The sequence below is a fragment of the Nocardia sp. NPDC052316 genome (genome assembly GCF_044547795.1).
In the GTDB taxonomy this organism is placed as follows: Bacteria; Actinomycetota; Actinomycetes; order Mycobacteriales; family Mycobacteriaceae; genus Nocardia.
The window spans coordinates 76,421-93,481 of record NZ_JBIUBB010000004.1; the positions used below are offsets into that span (position 1 = coordinate 76,421).

The window sequence follows — 17,061 nt, forward strand, 5'->3', positions numbered from 1 at the left end:
ATCCAGCCTTCAGGCGGGACTGGTGCGCCGCCGAGCCATGAGGAGATAGGCGGTGGCGGAGAGCAGAAAGCCGACGAAGAAAGTGATGTCACCCAGCTCGGGGACTTCCCGGACGAGGTAGCCGGTGAACTTCGCCTGATGCGAGAACAGCAGCACCGAGAGCGCCAGCCCGAACAGAAATGCCGCCAAGCCAGGCCAATTGGTGTACGCGCGGTTGTAGAGCAGGTTATCGATCTCGCGTCCACGACGCAGGTACTGATCGACGAACATCACGCCGAGCCACGGCCCGATCCAGTACGCGACGATCAGCAAGAACGCCTCGTAGCTGGCGGCCGCGTCGGGCAGCGCCCACCAGGCGACCAGGAACCCGATGGCACCGAAGCAGATCGAGACCACGGCGCGCTGGGTACGGACCGGCAGTTCGACGCCGATCGTCACGAACGCCATTGCGCCCGAATACACGTTCAACGCGTTCGCCGCGACCGCGCCGAGCGCGATGGCCAGCAGCGTCAGCTTCGCCAGCACGTCGGGCAGCTGCGCGGTGAACACGTCCGTCGGACTGCCCTGCGCCGCAGCGACAATGGTCGCCGAGGCCGCCCCGAGCGCCGACAGCCACAGGCACGAGACGAACAACCCGGCCGCCGCGTATCCGCCCGTGGCGACCCGCGACACGCCCTTGGGCAGGTAGCGGGAGTAGTCCGCCGCGTACGGATTCCAACCGCCCGCATAGCCGAAGGCGGTACCGACCGTCAGCAGGAAACCGCCGATCCCGCCGACCCCACCCGACGGCGCGCCCCCGCCGAGCTCGGCCTTGCTGAAGATCGCGATGGTCACCGCGACGAAAACCACCGCGAGAACCGGGAACACGAACCGCTCGAAGGCGTGCACCAGGTTGTGGCCGAACACGGCGAATCCGGTCTGCGCCACCACGATCATGGCCAGCGCCGTGAGCTTCGGCAGGCCGGTCAGCGTGCTCAACGCCCACGCTCCGCTCACACTGTTGGTGGCGAACCAGCCGACCCCGCACATGATCGACATGAACGCGGCGGGCAGTGCGTTGCCGCGATACCCGAATGCCGAGCGACCGAGCACCATCTGCGGCACGCCGTGCGCGGGACCACGCCCCGACAGCACGTAATGCGCCGCCGCGGCGAGCCCGACACCCACGGCGAGGCCCAGCGTTGCCTGCCAGAAATTCATGCCGAACGCGGTGACCGACAGCACGCCGATGAAGATGGTGGCGAACTCCAGATTCGGCGACATCCAGGTCCAGAACAGCTGACGCGGCTTGCCGTGCCGGGCGTCGTCGGGGATGTACTCGTTGCCGCCCGGCTCGACCGCGATGACGCGGTCGGCGTACCCGGAGGCCAGCGGCGGGTCATCGGTCAAAGCCATGCATGAACACTCGTCGGTGCCGGCCGGGTCGGCAACCGACGATCCGTACGTCAGTCGGCAGCACCGGGTGGACAGTTCGCCCGTCCGGCTCAGCCGGTGCCGACCTGATGGCGCCAATTCGGCGAGGGGGCGAAAAACTCACCGCCGCCCGTGCGGAAGGCAGCGTGGGCGGCGGCATCCGCGCGCAGCTGCGCCATCAGCCAGGCCGTCGGGTAGCCGAGGTAGCCGTACACCCCGTCCGTGCACGGATCCGACGCGGAAGCACAGTCCGGCTGTCCCTGCACGTCGTTGTGATTCGGGCCGACGAGCGTGCCCCACATCTTCGGCAGGTGCGCCGGAGTCGCCTCGTAGTACGCCTGATTCGACTGCAGCCCCTCGACCTGCCACGGCACCAGCTGATGTGACGGGGAGACGAGAGCGTCGGACGATCCGTTCACCAAGAACACCGAACCCGTTGTCAGCGAGCGGGTGTCGGCGCAGGTCTCCGGTGTGGAGCAGAAGTGCTGCGCGGGAATCTCCATCGGCACGGCGGTCTTGATCGCCCCGCCCGCATCACGCAGGGCGTTCAGCACTCCCGAGGCGCCCTGCGAATGTCCCATCGCGCCGACGGCGGTCAAGTCCAGCTTCCCGAAGAACACGCTCGCCGGATCTACGGCCTGCGCCAGCAAGAACTCCAACGACTTCCGGATGTCGACCCCGGACCCGGTGTTCTGGTTCTCGGTGGCGACCACCACAAAGCCCCACGACGCCAGATGCCGCAGCAGGTAGGCATATTGACTCGGCACCGCCTTGGTGCCGTTGCCCCACAACACAATCGGATGCCGACCTGGCCCCAGCTCGGTCGGATACCACACATCGAACTTCGCCCCGGTGGTGTCGCAACAACCGAATCCGACCCACTCGGTGACCGCGGCGGGGCCCGGCTGGAAGTACTTCGACTCGACTCCCTGCGTCGGCACATAGGGCGCCGGATCGGCGTGCGCCGCACCGGCCGCAGGCACCCAAGTCAGCGCCACCGACGCCACCACCACGTGCACGGCCCGACTCCAGCGGTTCATGCGGCCGAGTATAGGAATGATCAGCAGGCGCGGCCGACCCGGTTTCGGCCGTTTTCCGCTGGTCGCCCCGCGCTCGCGCGGCCCGTTACCGGCGGTGGCCGAGTCGATTGCCGTCACTTCGGACGCAGGCCGTAGGCTCGAAAACTGTGCCGAACACGTCAGACCACACCGCCGACCAGGCGGTATCCGAGACCGCCTCGCCCCATGAGGGCGATCCGAACTACCTGGTCGGGCTCGATCTCGACGGCCGCCGCGTCGTCGTGGTCGGTGGCGGCACGGTGGCCCAGCGCAGGCTCGGCCTGCTGATCGCCTCCGGCGCGGACGTGCACGTGATCAGCCGCGAGGTCACCCCGGCGGTCGAGGGCATGGCGACCTCCGGGCAACTCACCGTCACGCTGCGGCCCTACGCCGACGGCGACCTGGACGGCGCCTGGTACGCGATCGCCTGCACCGACGAACCGGCGACCAACGCCGCGGTCGTCGAAGAGGCCACCCGGCGGCGGATCTTCTGCGTGCGCGCCGACAACGCGCGCCTCGGCACCGCGGTCACCCCGGCGACCGCCCGCTACGACGGCATGACCCTCGGCGTGCTGGCCGGCGGCCAGCACCGGCGCTCGGCCGCGGTGCGCAACGCGCTGCTCGAGGCGCTGCAATCCGGTGTGGTGACCGATGATTCGACACCGATCACGCCCGGCGTCGCGCTGGTCGGCGGCGGGCCGGGCGACCCGGACCTGATCACGGTGCGCGGGCGCAGGCTGCTCGGCCGGGCGAACCTGGTGGTCGCCGACCGGCTCGCCCCGCCGGAACTGCTTGCCGAACTCGGCCCCGACGTCGAGGTGATCGACGCGGCCAAGATCCCCTACGGTCGCGCGATGGCCCAGGAGGCGATCAATGCCGCACTGATCGAGGGTGCCAAGGCGGGCAAGTTCGTGGTCCGGCTCAAGGGCGGCGACCCGTACGTCTTCGGTCGCGGCTTCGAAGAACTAGAGGCCTGCGTCGACGCGGGCATCCCGGTGACCGTCGTCCCCGGCATCACCAGCCCCATCTCGGTCCCCGCGGCCGCCGGTATCCCGGTGACGCATCGCGGGGTCACCCACGAATTCGTGGTGGTCAGCGGCCATGTCGCTCCGGACCACCCGGACTCGCTGGTCGACTGGCCCGCACTGGCCAGGCTGCGCGGCACCCTCGTGCTGATGATGGCTGTCGAACGGATCGAGCAGTTCGCCACGGTGCTCATCGCGGGCGGCCGCCCCGCGACCACCCCGGCGACCGTGATCCAGGAGGGCACGATGCGCACTCAGCGCGTGCTGCGCGCGGACCTCGGCACCGTCGCTGCCAGGGTGCGCGAGGAGGGCATCCGCCCGCCCGCGATCGTGGTGATCGGCCCCACGGCGGGATTCTCGGCGGACGACGCGACCGGAAGCCGATAGACCATCAATTACAGTGGCTCACTGTGCTCCAGAATCCCGCTGCGAAAACGCAGTATCCGATGACGCAGCGGGCCTTCGGACTCGCCATCCTCGTGCTGAGCGGGCTGCAGCTCATGGTGGTGCTCGACGGCACCGTGGTGATCTTCGCTTTGCCCCGGCTGCAGGAAGAAATGGGCCTGTCCAGCGCGGGCAGCGCGTGGACGGTCACCTCCTACGGCCTCACCTTCGCGGGGCTGATGCTGCTCGGCGGCCGGCTCGGCGACGCGTTCGGGCGCAAGCGGATGCTGATCATCGGCGTCGGGCTGTTCACCTTCGCCTCGCTGTTGTGCGGATTGGCGCAGAACGAGGGCATGCTGCTGGCCGCCCGTGCGATCCAGGGCGCGGGCGCGGCGATCGCGGCGCCGACCGCATTCGCGCTGGTGGCAACGACTTTCGCGCCGGGCAAGGCGCGTAACCAGGCGATCGCGATCGTCGGCTCGATGGTCGGCATCGGCTCGGTGGGTGGCCTGGTCGTCGGCGGTGCGCTGACCCAGGTGTCGTGGCGCTGGATCTTCCTGATCAACGTGCCGATCGGCGCGCTCATCATTCTCGGCGCGGTGTACAAGCTCGCCGACACCGCCCATCATCGGTCGCCGCTGGACGTGCGCGGCGCGGTGCTCGGCACGCTCGCCTGCGCCGCCATCGTGTTCGGCGCGACCGAGGGGCCCGAAATGGGCTGGGATCACCCGGCCATCATCGGCGCCCTGATCGGCGGCGCGGTGCTGCTCGTGGTCTTCGTGCTGATGGAGCGCCGGATCGCCGACCCGCTGCTGCCGTGGTCGCTGTTCGACAGCCGCGACCGGGTGGCGACCTTCCTGCTGATCTTCCTGGCCGGTGGCGTCCTCGGCGCGATGACGTTCTTCGTCGCGCAATTCCTGCAGAACGTGATCGGCTACAGCCCGCTGCAAGCGGGGGTCGCGGCGATCCCGTTCACCATCGGCATCGGCATCGGCGGTGCGCTGGCCTCCAAGGCGGCGATGTTCGTCGCGCCGCGCTGGCTGCTGGCCGGGGCGGCGACGGTGCTCGGGATCGGCCTGCTGTTCGGCGCGACGCTCGACGGCGACGTGCAGTACCTGACCACCCTGCTGCCGCTGCTGATCGTGATCGGCTTCGGCGTCGGCATGGCGATGGTGCTCGCGCCGCTGTGTGTGCTGGTCGGGGTGTCCGCCGAGAACATCGGGCCGCTGTCCGCGGTCGGGCAGATGTTCATGAACCTGGCGACGCCGGTGGCCATCGGCCTGCTCAGCCCGATCGCGGCCTCGCGCACGCTGTCGCTCGGTGGCCGCACCGGCAAGGTGACCGAGATGAACGCGACCGAGGTCGCCGCGCTGGGCAGTGGTTACACGCTGGTGCTGTTCGTGTGCGCGATCGTCGCGTTCGTGGCCGGGCTCATCGCGCTGACGCTGCGGTTCACGCCGCAGCAGCTCGCGCAGGCGCAGCATGCGCAGGAAGAGGCCCAGCAGGCGTGAGCCTGCCGGGCCGGTGGTGTCGTCGCAGCGGTCAGAGGCGGCCAACGACCTTGCGCGGCGTCACGCGGACGATCACGCGCGGGCCGTCGTTGACCGAGGCCGGGTTGAAGTCCAGGTACTTCTGACCGGTGTACTTCAGTGACAGCTCGTCCGGCAGCGTCTTGTCCGGATCCGGGGTGAGCGTCGCGGTGCCGCGCACCTCCGCGTAGGCGTACGGATTCTCCGGCGGGTTGATCATGACGGTGACCCGTGGGTCGCGCGCCAGGTTCTTGCCCTGCTGGCGATCGGTGGTGGTGGAGAACAGCAGGTCGTCGCCGTCGCGCTTCAGCCAGATGACGGTCAGGTGCGGTTGCCCGTTGGGCCCGACCGTCGCCACGGTCGCGAACACCTTCGACTCGTCCAGATGCTTCTTCAGATCTTCGGAAAGCTCAGCCGTATCGGTCACGCACAGCTGGAACGCTCGGTGCGCCACAGACATTCCGGCCCGGCGCCGACTGGGACCCGCCCGCGCGGGCCCCGGCCGTCGTCGTCAGGAAGTGTGCTGGTCGGCGACGGTCAGCGCACGGTCGAGGATGGCCAGGCCCTCCTTGGCCTCGGCCTCGGCGACAATGCACGGCGGCACCACGTGCAGCCGGTTGAAGTTGACGAACATCAGCAGACCGGCGGCCCGGCACGCGGCGACGACCTCGGTCATCGCCGGACTCGTCGCACCGTAGGGCGCGAGCGGCTCGCGGGTGGCCCGGTCGCGGACGAGTTCCAGCGCCCAGAACACCCCGGTGCCGCGCACCTCGCCGATGCTGGGGTGGCGCTCGGCGAGCTCGCGCAGGCCGGGGCCGAGCACCCGGTCGCCGATCTCGGCGGCGTTCTCGACGAGGTGTTCGTCGGCCATCGCGTTGATCGTGGCGACCGCGGCGGCGGTGGCCAGCGGATGACCCGAGTAGGTGAGGCCGCCGGGATAGGGCCGGTCGTCGAAGGTCGCGGCGACGGCCGGGCTGATCGCCACCCCGCCCAGCGGCACGTACCCGGAGTTCACGCCCTTGGCGAAGGTCAGCAGGTCGGGGACGACGCCCTCGGAATGCTCTATCGCGAACCACTTTCCGGTGCGGCCGAACCCCGACATCACCTCGTCGGCGATGAAGACGATGCCGTACTTGTCGCACAGTGCCCGGACGCCGGCCAGGTACCCGGGCGGCGGAACCATGATTCCCGCTGTGCCGGGGATGGATTCGAGCACGACGGCGGCGATGGTGCTCGGTCCCTCGAACACGATGGTCTGTTCGAGATGTGCCAGCGCGCGCTCGGCCTCCTCGGTCTCGTTCGTGGCGTGGAACTGCGTGCGGTACAGGAACGGACCGAAAAAGTGCACCACCCCGCTGTTCCCGTGATCGTTGGGCCAGCGCCGCGGGTCACCGGTCAGATTGATCGCGGTCTCCGTACCGCCGTGGTACGAGCGGTAGCGGGTCAGCACCTTGTAGCGGCCGGTGTGCAGCCTGGCCATCCGCACCGCGTGCTCGACGGCCTCCGCGCCGCCATTGGTGAAGAAGATCTTGTTCAGTTCCCCGGGAGTCCGCTCGGCGATCAGCCTGGCCGCCTCCGAGCGCGCGTCGTTGACGTGCGACGGTGCGACGGTGCACAGCTTGGCCGCCTGCTCCTGCACCGCCGCAACGACTCTCGGGTGTTGATGGCCGATGTTGGTGTTCACCATCTGGGAGGAGAAGTCGAGCAGCCGGTTACCCTCGCCGTCCCAGACGTAGCAGCCCTGGGCGGCGCTGATCGTCATCGGGTCGAGGTGCGCCTGGGCGGACCAGGAGTGGAAGACGTGGCGGCGATCGAGCTCGTAGGCGCGTTCGGCCGCCGCACGGGCGGTCTCCGGTGTCAATCCGTTCGGGAGGGTCATCGGCGAGTTCTCCTGCGTCGCTGGTGTTGTCGGCTGGGTGGTGCGGCTACTTGTGCGCGAGGCTGTCGCTATTTGTTCTCGGGGAACCCGAGATTCAGCCCGCCGTGGCTCGGATCGAGCCAGCGCGTGGTGACCGCCTTGCCACGGGTGAAGAAGTGCACGCCGTCCGCGCCGTGCGCGTGCGAGTCGCCGAACAGCGAGTTCTTCCAGCCGCCGAAGCTGTAGTAGGACATGGGAACCGGGATCGGCACGTTGATGCCGACCATGCCGACCTCCACCTCGTTGTGGAAGCGCCGGGCCGCGCCGCCGTCGTTGGTGAAGATGGCGGTGCCGTTGCCGTAGGGGTTGGCGTTGATCAGCGCGAGGGCGTCGTCGTAGGTGTCCACCCGCACCACCGAGAGGACGGGGCCGAAGATCTCGTCGGTGTAGACGCTCATGTCGGTGCCGACGTGATCGAGAATCGTCGGGCCGAGCCAGAATCCGTCCGCCGCGCCGTCGGCGGCGATCCCGCGTCCGTCGAGAACGACGGTGGCGCCGGCGGATTCGCCCGCCGCGATGTACTCGGCGACCCGGTCGCGGTGTGCGCGGGTGACCAGCGGGCCCATGTCGGCGTCGCGGGTGCCGTCACCGGTCTTGATGGTGGTGGCCCGCTCGGTGATCTTGCCGACCAGCTCGTCGCCCGCGGTGCCGACCGCGACGACCACGCTGATCGCCATGCATCGCTCACCGGCGGAACCGAATCCGGCGTTCACCGCGGCGTCGGCGGCCAGATCCAGATCGGCGTCCGGCAGCACCACCATGTGGTTCTTCGCGCCGCCCAGCGCCTGCACCCGCTTACCCGCCGCCGTGCCGCGCTGGTAGACGTACTGCGCGATCGGCGTGGAGCCGACGAACGACACCGCCTTGATGGCGGGGTTGTCCAGCAACTCGTCGACCGCGACCTTGTCGCCCTGCACCACATTGAAAACGCCTGCGGGCAAACCCGCTTCCTCCCACAGCCGGGCCAGCCACAGCGACGCCGACGGGTCCTTCTCGCTCGGCTTGAGCACCACGGTGTTACCCGCGGCGATGGCCAGCGGGAAGAACCACATCGGCACCATCGCCGGGAAGTTGAACGGCGAGATGACGGCCACCGGACCCAGCGGCTGCCGGATGGAGAAGATGTCCACCTTGGTCGACGCGTTCTCGGTGTAGCCGCCCTTCAGCAAATGCGGTACACCACAGGCGAATTCGACGACCTCGAGGCCGCGGCTCACCTCGCCCATGGCGTCGGCGAGCACCTTGCCGTGCTCGGCGGTGATCAGCTTCGCGAGCTCTTCCTTGCCCTCGTTCAGCAGCTCGCGGAACCGGAACAGGATCTGGGTGCGCCGGGCCAGCGAGGTGTCCCGCCAGGCCGGGAAGGCGTCCGCCGCGGAGTCGATCGCCGCGCGGGTGTCCGCGACGTTCGCGAGCGCGACCTGTCCGGTCGCCACCCCGGTCGCCGGATTGGTCACCGGCGCGGTCGCCTCGCTGGTGCCTGCGAAAGCCTTGCCGTCGAGCCAGTGCGCGATTGTCTGCATTTCTCCTCGATTCGATCCGTGAGCGTCGCGGTGCGTCGGCGGATGGACGCCCCCTGGGTACTACTCTGCGGCATCAAGGATCCTCGGCGTACCGACGATCTGTACGTGATTTCCGATTTCGTATTACGATTCGTCGGTGCTTCCCTCCGTGGCCGATGTGCTGGCGATGCCCGCGGTGCGCGCCGGGGATCCCCAGGTCGTGGCGGGTGGCTCGCTGGACCGGCCGGTGCGCTGGGTGCACGTGAGCGACGTGGCCGACGTGGCGCAGCTGCTCGTCGGCGGGGAACTGATCCTCACCACCGGGCAGGCCATGCGCCACGGCGACATCGCGACGGTCGGCTACCTGACCGCGCTGGCCGCCGCCGGGGTGGCGGGGCTGGTCATCGAGCTCGGCGGCTACGTGCCCGAACTCGCGCCGGTCGTCGCCGCGACCGCCGACGCGCTCGGCCTGCCGTTGATCGTGCTGCACAAGGTGACCCGGTTCGTCGAGATCACCGAGGCGGTGCACCGGGTCATCGTGGCCGAACAGTACGCCGAGCTCGAATTCGCGCGCACCGTGCACGAGACCTTCACCGACCTGAGTGTGCGCCGCGCCTCGCTCGCCGAGATCGTGAAAACCGCTGCGGAGATGCTCGATTCGTCGGTGGTGCTGGAGGACCTGGCGCACCGGGTGCTCACCCTCACCGCCAGGCACGCGTCCACCTCGACGCTGCTGGACAACTGGGAGACCACCTCACGGCTGCTGCCCGACGGCTGGGACGCGGTGGCCGTCGGCCCGCACACCCAGCGGTGGGGACGGTTGATCCTGCCGTCCGGCGACGTGCCGACCGCCCGCGCCAGGATGGTGCTGGAGCGGGCCGCCCAGACGCTCACCCTGCACCGAATGATCGAGAAGGACCGCTTCGGCCTGCACCGGCAGGCGCAGACCGGTCTGATCGACGACATGGTCAACGGCCGGGTGCTCGACGAGCGGGACGCGGTGGCGCGAGCCGCCGCGCTCGGCCTGGCCCGGCGCGCGGCCTATGTGCCGCTGGCCATCTACATCGCCGCCGTCGCGGAGACCGATCCGGTGGCCAGGCAACGGCGGGCGGCGGGCATTCTGGATGCGGTCACGCACGGTCTCGGGTTGGCGAAGCTGACCGCGCTCACCGCCGCCGACCAGGGTGACCGGGTCGGCATGATTCTGGCGCTGCCGCGCACCGGCGCACTCGACGACAGCCTCACCGCCGCCTGCACCGCGATCATCGGCGAGGTGCGCCGGGTCGACGGCGTCGAGCGGGTGGTGATCGGCGTCGGCGCGGAGTCGGATTCGCTGCTCGACACCGCGCACGAGCTGCCGCATGCCGCACACGTCGCGGAAGTGGCGCTCTCGCTGCAGTCCTCGCGGTCGTTCTATCGCAGCGGTGATGTGCGGCTGCGCGGACTGCTCTCGCTGATCCGCAACGAACCCGGCGTCCAGCGCTTCGCCGAAACGGAGCTGAGTGCGTTGCTGCGCTACGACATTCGGCACACCGCCGACCTGACCCGCACGCTGCGCCAGTTCCTCGACCTGGCGGGCAACAAGACCGAACTCGCGCGCAGGCTCAATATCAGCAGGCCCACCCTGTACGACCGGCTGGCCAGGATCGAGCGGATCCTCGCCGTCGATCTCGAGGACGGGGAGTCGCGCACATCGCTGCACGCGGCGCTGCTCATCCGCGATCTCACCGCCAACGCCGACGTGCCGTGAGCACTGCGCGTGACATCGCTCACGCTTCGCCGCCGTAATGGGCATGCGGCGGGAACATCGCAGGTCCAGGCGGTGTTCCAGGCGGTATGAGCACCCTTGGATTGATCGGCAGCGGGAACATCGGTAGCACGGTGGCGCGGCTCGCGATCGCCGCGGGGTTGGACGTGGTACTCAGCAACTCGCGTGATCCGCAGACCCTGGCCGAGCTCGTCGCCGAACTCGGCCCGCGGGCGCGGGCGGCGACCGCCGAGGAGGCGGGCGCGGCGGGGGACATCGTGGTGGTGGCCGTGCCGCTGCGCAATTACCAGCAGGTGCCGGTGGCGCCACTGGCGGGCAAGGTCGTGCTCGACGCCGCCAATTACTACCCGGACCGGGACGGGACCTTCCCCGAGCTGGCAGACGGGGCCATGACGACGAGCGAGCTGTTGCAGAAGCAGCTGCCGACCTCGCGGGTCGTCAAGGCGTTCAACAACATCTACTTCCTGCACCTCGCGGCGCTGGCTCGCCCGGCAGGCTCGCCGGATCGCACGGCATTGCCGATCGCGGGCGACGACGCGGACGCGAAAGCCGCTGCGGCCCAACTGCTCGACGTGCTCGGATACGACACGGTCGATGCCGGCCCGCTCAGTGAGAGCTGGCGCTTCCAGCCGGATACCCCGGTGTACACCGACGCGTACGCGACGGGGCTTCCGTTCTGGGAGAACGCCGCCGCGCCCGCCGACGCCGCGAAGATTCGCGCTCTGCTGGCCGCCGCTCAGCATGGCCGTTAGGTAGCAGAACCGACTACCTCGAACCCGGTAGCGCATCGCACTCCCGGGCTCGATATGTCGGTCTGCTTGCTATTCGATGTCATGTCTTCTTTTGGATATGTTGCGGCGCAGCGGAACTCGCCTTCCCGAAGTAAGTGATCGCTCAATTACCTCGGTGTCTTCTGCTATGCCGATTGCACACTCCGCGCCGTTGTGGTGGCGGCGAGCTTGCGTTACTGACACTTTGCAAGTTGTCATCCCCCCAGAAAGGGGGTTAAACGCTAATTATCAAGTGTGCCAATAGAATTGACCTCGAAAGCGGACCGGTCCTGTTATTCTTGGCTCGTCCGATCATCGGACAATTCAGCAACCGCTCGGCGTCAGCCCACCCAGTGGTTGGCACCGGGCGCAGGATTCCCGAGGGGAGGTTATGTCATGAAAATTCGTCGCACTTCGAAGGTTGTTGCTCTGACTGCAGTTCACCTCTGAGTTCGCAGCTGAGTAAGGATGGGGCGGCCCGAACGGGGCGCCCCACCCGTCCCTTGAATTCCTGGCACGAAAGGTCGACGGCGCGGTGACTCGAACAATCCCGGGCAAGCCCCAGCTCTTGGCAGAGGTGTCGGACACCTCTGCCAACACTCTCGAATTGCGCAGTGGGGAGGTGACATTCGAGGTCGAGCCGGAAGACGACATCACCGCCGAGCAGCTCGGCGCGGTATTGCGCTCGACCGACGGCTCCGCTTCGCTGTCGGAGATCTCGGCGAAGACCGGCGTCGCGCCGGACAAGCTCACGACGATCCTGCTGCCCGCGCAGATCGCGGGCCTGCTCGCCGACCGGTCGATACCCGAGGCCGAATCGCCGATGGCGGTGCTCAGCGGTGTCGAACACGTGGTGAACAAGCTGCTGGAAGAACTGATCTTCGACGGCCCGTTCTGGCGCGCGATACTCGACCACCCCGAGCAGGTCGAGCCGAACGTGTATTACGGATTCGGCCTGGAGAACTGGTATTTCCTCTCGCGGGAAAGCGAATTCGATTCCGCGATCCTGTCGTATCCGAGCAGTGACGCGATCCGCTCCATGGCCAACGACTTCTATCACGAGGAGCACCGCCACGACGACATCGTGGTGCGCGCCTTCGAAGGCTTGGGGATCAGTCGCCAGGACCTGGTGTCCGCCCGGCCGTTGTCCACCACCTCCGCCCTGATCAAATTGCTGTCCTGGTGGGCGCGCACCGATCCGCTGTTCTTCATCGCCACCATCGGCATCCTCGAAGGGCGCTTGGAGAAGGCCGAAAGCGAAGGGGCGTACTACGACTCGTTCCTGCGCGCCGCTGCCGCCGCAGGCATCGCCACCCACTTCGTCGAACCGCTGCGCCAGCACGCGAAGGTGAACGCGGGCCACGATCACGGCAGCGTGAGCCGGGAGTTCTTCGCGGCGCTGCCGCCACTTCCCGTCGGCACCGAGGCCCGCCTGATCGGTAAGGCACACCTGTTCGTCGAGGCCTACGCCGAGTTCTTCAACGGAATTCTCGAATATTACGGCGATCCCGATCGGCCGCTGGTGCGCACGATCGGCTCGTCACCCGTCACTACCACCGCAGGAGTCGAAAATGGCCGGTCATGAAATGCTGCGGCGGCCGACCTTGCGCCGCGAGGTCGAGCGGACCGAGACCGCCGATGGCATCCGTCTGTCGTACCTGGCGGACAAGCACTGGATCGAGCTCGAATACCTGGAAGGCCGCGCCGACGAATCGCGTAAGTTCTTCCTGGCCTTGGCCTCCGGTGCCCGGTCGGCCGACGATCTGGCCGCCGAATTCCCCGGCAGCCGGGAAGAGTTCGACGCGGTGCTCGAAGCGCTCGACGAACAAGGCATGCTGGCCGACTCGGACGTGGTCGATCCGTCCGCCGGAACGACCGGTGTCGGCGCTTACGCCCACCTGAAGCGCGCGGCCGATGCGGCGCGGGCGACCATCAACAGCCCGTTCAGCGATGCGCTGGTCTCCGGAAAGCTGACCAGGGAACAGATCATCGGCTATGCCATCGAATACTGGCATGTCACGCATTTGTGCCCGCGCGCGCTCGCGCCGCTGCTGGCGCGCGACGATATCGGCATCGAGGTCTGGCAGCAGTTCATGGCCTTCTACCAAGCCGAACGCAACCACGACCGCATGCTGGAAAGGTCGTTGAAGGCGGTCGGCATCACCCGCGATCAGCTGCTGCGGATGCAGCCGCTGCCCGCGACCATGGCCATCATGGCGACCATGGGCGTGCACGCCTACCAGTTCCCGCTCGGCATCATCAGCACGCTGTTCCCGATGGAGGAGCCGGAACCGGACTTCCTCGAACTGTTCCTCGCGCGCTGCCGGGAACACGATCTGTCGGAGGAATTCTCCAAGCCGATCGCCGCGCACTCCGGCGTGAACGAGGACGAGGAGCACGAGGCCGTCACCCTCGACCTGCTCGCCGAATTCTCCTTCGTCGGCACCGAGGAACTCAACGAATGCGCCAAGGCGGTCGTCGACATCATCGAGCTGCGCGCCCGGCTGGATAGTCAGATCATGACCTGGTACGCCGACGGCGGGCTGCGCATATTCACCGACACGTATCCAGTGGCGACGGGAAGGGCGATGACGTGCTCGCCGCTAGCCGCCTTGCACTGATCGCACTGGCGGCTATCTGGGGTTCCAACTTCCTGTTGGTCGATGTGGCGTTGGGTGGCTCGAACCCGGCACAGATCGTGGCGGCACGACTGTGGCTGGGTGGGGCCATCCTGCTCGGGGTGTGTGTGGCGATGCGGCGGCACCTGCCGCGCGGCTGGGGTATCTGGGCGCGGCTGCTGCTGATGGGGATCCTCGGGCAGGCCCTGCCCTGGATGCTGTTCGCCTGGGGTCAGCAGAACGTGTCGGTGAGCATGGCGGGCATCTACAACAGCGTGACGCCGTTGGCGTCACTGCCGGTGGTCTGGCTGCTGCTGCGGCAGCAGGGCAGTCGCGGCGAGGTGGTCGCCTCGGTGCTGGGTTTCGGCGGGATCATCGTGCTGATGGCGCCGTGGGGCGAGGAGTCGCGCTCGTCGTTGACCGGGCAGCTCGCGTGTCTCGGCGGTGCCGTCTGCTACGCCATCGCCTATGCGTACGCGAAGCATCTGATCAGCACGCTCGGCTATTCGAAGGTCGCGCTGGCGGCGAGTCAGGCGATCGTCGCCGGCGTGCTGATGCTGGTGGTCACCGCGCCGCAGCTGCTCGAACCGATGGATCCCGGTGCCGCGGTGCTGAGTTCACTGATCGCCATGGGTGTCGGGACGGCGGTGGCGTTTCTGCTCAACTACTGGCTGATCGGCGCGGTGGGGCCGTTGCAGGCCGGGCTCGCCTTCTATCTGATGCCGCTGGTGGCGGTGGCGCTCGGCATCGGGGTGCGCGGTGACGTGCTCCACCTGCACCAGATCCTCGGCGCCGCAGTGGTATTCGGTGCGTTGGCGTTGCAGTACGCCATCGATCGCCGGGAGTCGCTCGACATACCGGTACCCGACGCACCGGACAACGTGGTCGAGCTCGCGAAACGCAGGCCGGCGGCACCGGTGCAGGGCGAGTAGCGAGCGCCGGATATTGGGGAACCCGGGAGCGTAGCCTGCTCCCGGGTTCCATTCAATGCCGCCCAATTCGCACACCGCGATAGTGGGATCGGATGAGACTCAGATTCACGACGTGTCCTACGGTTGGACCACCTCCGCATGGGCGCGGAGGGCCGGAGTTGAACCGGCACCTCGTCGCGTGCGTGTCCTTTCCTCGTCTCGCGGTGTTCGGCAGCGAATACTCGTGCTGGAGCGAGAGTCTGAGATTGAGCACGGTTGCCTCTACCGGTTGGGCTACCCGGACCTGGATGCCCGGGAGGGGACTCGAACCCCTACTGACGCCGTGTAATTCAGCTTTAGCTTCAGATTGAGTTTGCGCTCCTTGCGCTTCCCCCGCACGCGGCGGGGGAGTCTGTGGGCTCGGGGCCGATAGCGGCCCCGAGCGGTTCAGCGGAAGAGGTAGCCGAAGATCGCGTCACCGGTCTTGCGATCGGTGACCTCGGTCCCGTTGGCCGCCTCACGGGCGAACTGCACTGCCCGCTGCAGCTTCTCGACCCGCACGGCCAGCTCGTTGACCCGGCGGGCCGGCAGGGCCCCGGAGAAGCGCACCATCGTCCAGTAGCCGACGGTGATGTCCTCGTAGTACACCTCCACCTGGGCCGGGTGCTTCTCGGTCGCCTCCGCCTTCACGTGGTTACGCGGCACCTTCTTGGTGCGCAGGGTGCGCACCGGGTCGGTGCGCCAGGTGTCGGAGGAGTCGTCGAACGACCACACCTCGGCCGCGTCGAGCACCGGCAGCTTGCGCACGAAGGTGTGCAGCTCGGCCAGCTGCTTCTCCAGGAACAGCAGGTAGGAGACCGGCACGTCGCGCAGCAGCACCTCGCCCTCGACCGTCACATCGGCCTTGGCCTCGGTGTTCGCCCAGTCCTTGGTCGCGGTGACGTCGAACAGGCGGGTCAGCGTCGCCGCGGTCTGGCGCAGCACCTCCTCGGACTTCACCTGCACCCGGGTGGACTCCGACGGGATCTGCTCGCCCTCTTCGTCTTTCGGCTGGTAGGTGCGCGCGATACCGGCCAGCAGCGGTGCCTTCTGCAGTGACCCGTGGGCCTCGGCCAGCTCGCGCAGCGCGCCGCTCTTGATGCCCTTCTCGACCGCAATGATCTGATTCAGCTTCGTCATCTCTACCTCCCCGCCGCGCGATCCCGCGCGGTGCACCGACATTCGGCCCGGGGTAACCGAATCCTCCCGTTTCGGAAACCCCGAGCTCCTGTGCCACGGTACGGACACGCGGCCGGTCGCCGCACCTCATTTTCCGCGGTCGATCCGGGACGTGCCGTAAACCACAGGGGTCGAGGCATTGTCGGCGGCTACCCGGTTCGTCAGACTGTGCCGATGGGGACATCGACGGAGACGGACCTGCTCGCGCGGTGGGTGGAGCTGGCCGGACCGGAGGCCGAGGCGGTGGGGGTCGAGCTGATCGGCCGATATCAGGAAGCTCATCGGCGGTATCACACGGTGGATCACCTGGCCGCGATGCTCGGTGTCATCGATGAGCTGGCCGAGGATGCCGACGACGTCGACGCGGTCCGGTACGCGGCGTTCTTTCATGACGCGATCTACGCGGTCGATCGCGCGGACAATGAAGAGCGGAGTGCCGTGCTTTCCGAGAAGATACTCGAATCCATCGGTGCCGCACCGGAACTCACCCGCGAGGTGGCCAGGTTGGTGCGGCTGACCAAGACTCACGATCCGGCCGAAGACGACCGGAACGGCGGCGTGCTCTGCGACGCCGACCTCGCGGTGCTGGCGGCTGGCGAACAGGGGTACGTCGCGTATACGGCGGCGGTGCGGGCGGAGTACCAACACGTGCCCGACGAGTTGTTCCGGGCCGGGCGCGCGGCGGTGCTCCAGGGGCTGGCCGGGCAGCCGAGGTTGTTCCGGACACCCACGGCGCGAGCGCGATTCGAGACTGCCGCGCGGGCCAACCTCGAACGGGAACTGGCTCAGCTGACGGCATCGACGGGATGAAGCGGGCGGCAACCAACCCTGGCCTGCGCCCCGTCGGTTGAGTCGCGGTCGTGCGCGGCGGGTCTGACTACGCTGCCTCGCGCGAGTGTTATCGGAGGCGGCTCGCCGGTGAGTCGGCACCGGGGCCGCACGCACGGAAG

The 17,061-nt window shown here is 68.1% G+C and carries 14 protein-coding genes; 8 read left to right on the top strand and 6 right to left on the bottom strand.

The window, feature by feature from the left end:
• Nucleotides 1-9: 9 nt before the first annotated feature.
• Together ACIHA7_RS18630 and ACIHA7_RS18635 are read right to left on the bottom strand one after the other, a co-directional pair.
• Nucleotides 10-1,395 (bottom strand): purine-cytosine permease family protein, encoded by a 1,386-nt coding sequence (locus ACIHA7_RS18630; RefSeq protein WP_397290988.1) that lies wholly within the window; start codon nt 1,393-1,395, stop codon nt 10-12.
• 89 nt (nt 1,396-1,484) lie between these two features.
• A complete protein-coding gene (locus ACIHA7_RS18635) occupies nt 1,485-2,453 on the bottom strand; it encodes a hypothetical protein (RefSeq protein ID WP_397290990.1) in 969 nt (322 codons plus the stop codon).
• Between the two features lie 224 nt (nt 2,454-2,677).
• On the opposite strand from ACIHA7_RS18635, the gene cobA reads away from it, so the two are divergent.
• A complete protein-coding gene (gene cobA, locus ACIHA7_RS18640) occupies nt 2,678-3,883 on the top strand; it encodes a uroporphyrinogen-III C-methyltransferase (RefSeq protein ID WP_397293082.1) in 1,206 nt (401 codons plus the stop codon).
• Nucleotides 3,884-3,942: 59 nt separating this feature from the next.
• On the top strand, nt 3,943-5,391 hold the full coding sequence (locus tag ACIHA7_RS18645) for an MFS transporter (RefSeq protein ID WP_397293083.1): 1,449 nt from the start codon (nt 3,943-3,945) through the stop codon (nt 5,389-5,391).
• Between the two features lie 31 nt (nt 5,392-5,422).
• Here ACIHA7_RS18645 and ACIHA7_RS18650 read toward each other — a convergent pair whose 3' ends face one another.
• The 3 genes from ACIHA7_RS18650 to ACIHA7_RS18660 form a co-directional block, all read right to left on the bottom strand.
• On the bottom strand, nt 5,423-5,863 hold the full coding sequence (locus tag ACIHA7_RS18650) for a PPOX class F420-dependent oxidoreductase (protein ID WP_397290992.1): 441 nt from the start codon (nt 5,861-5,863) through the stop codon (nt 5,423-5,425).
• 57 nt (nt 5,864-5,920) lie between these two features.
• Nucleotides 5,921-7,288, bottom strand: a complete 1,368-nt coding sequence (locus ACIHA7_RS18655; RefSeq protein WP_397290994.1) for an aspartate aminotransferase family protein — start codon at nt 7,286-7,288, stop codon at nt 5,921-5,923.
• A 68-nt stretch (nt 7,289-7,356) separates the two neighbouring features.
• Nucleotides 7,357-8,847: a CoA-acylating methylmalonate-semialdehyde dehydrogenase gene (locus ACIHA7_RS18660; protein ID WP_397290996.1), complete on the bottom strand. Its 1,491-nt coding sequence runs from the start codon at nt 8,845-8,847 to the stop codon at nt 7,357-7,359.
• A gap of 136 nt (nt 8,848-8,983) precedes the next feature.
• Here ACIHA7_RS18660 and ACIHA7_RS18665 point away from each other — a divergent pair, with 136 nt between their 5' ends.
• From ACIHA7_RS18665 to ACIHA7_RS18685, 5 genes are all read left to right on the top strand, one after another.
• A complete protein-coding gene (locus ACIHA7_RS18665) occupies nt 8,984-10,576 on the top strand; it encodes a PucR family transcriptional regulator ligand-binding domain-containing protein (protein WP_397290998.1) in 1,593 nt (530 codons plus the stop codon).
• Nucleotides 10,577-10,662: 86 nt separating this feature from the next.
• Nucleotides 10,663-11,346 (top strand): NADPH-dependent F420 reductase, encoded by a 684-nt coding sequence (locus ACIHA7_RS18670; RefSeq protein ID WP_397291000.1) that lies wholly within the window; start codon nt 10,663-10,665, stop codon nt 11,344-11,346.
• 553 nt (nt 11,347-11,899) lie between these two features.
• A complete protein-coding gene (locus tag ACIHA7_RS18675) occupies nt 11,900-12,949 on the top strand; it encodes a hypothetical protein (protein ID WP_397291002.1) in 1,050 nt (349 codons plus the stop codon).
• Nucleotides 12,936-13,985 carry an iron-containing redox enzyme family protein gene (locus tag ACIHA7_RS18680; RefSeq protein WP_397291004.1) on the top strand — a complete coding sequence of 350 codons (1,050 nt, stop codon included), beginning with the start codon at nt 12,936-12,938 and terminating at the stop codon, nt 13,983-13,985. The genes ACIHA7_RS18675 and ACIHA7_RS18680 overlap by 14 nt, the downstream gene beginning before the upstream one ends.
• Nucleotides 13,958-14,914 (top strand): EamA family transporter, encoded by a 957-nt coding sequence (locus tag ACIHA7_RS18685; RefSeq protein ID WP_397291006.1) that lies wholly within the window; start codon nt 13,958-13,960, stop codon nt 14,912-14,914. The genes ACIHA7_RS18680 and ACIHA7_RS18685 overlap by 28 nt, the downstream gene beginning before the upstream one ends.
• Nucleotides 14,915-15,340: 426 nt before the next feature.
• Here ACIHA7_RS18685 and ACIHA7_RS18690 read toward each other — a convergent pair whose 3' ends face one another.
• Entirely contained in the window at nt 15,341-16,072 is a 732-nt protein-coding gene (locus tag ACIHA7_RS18690; RefSeq protein WP_397291008.1) for a hypothetical protein, read from the bottom strand.
• Nucleotides 16,073-16,285: 213 nt separating this feature from the next.
• Between ACIHA7_RS18690 and ACIHA7_RS18695 the strand changes: the two genes are divergently transcribed.
• Entirely contained in the window at nt 16,286-16,921 is a 636-nt protein-coding gene (locus ACIHA7_RS18695; RefSeq protein ID WP_397291010.1) for a metal-dependent phosphohydrolase, read from the top strand.
• Nucleotides 16,922-17,061 lie beyond the last annotated feature (140 nt).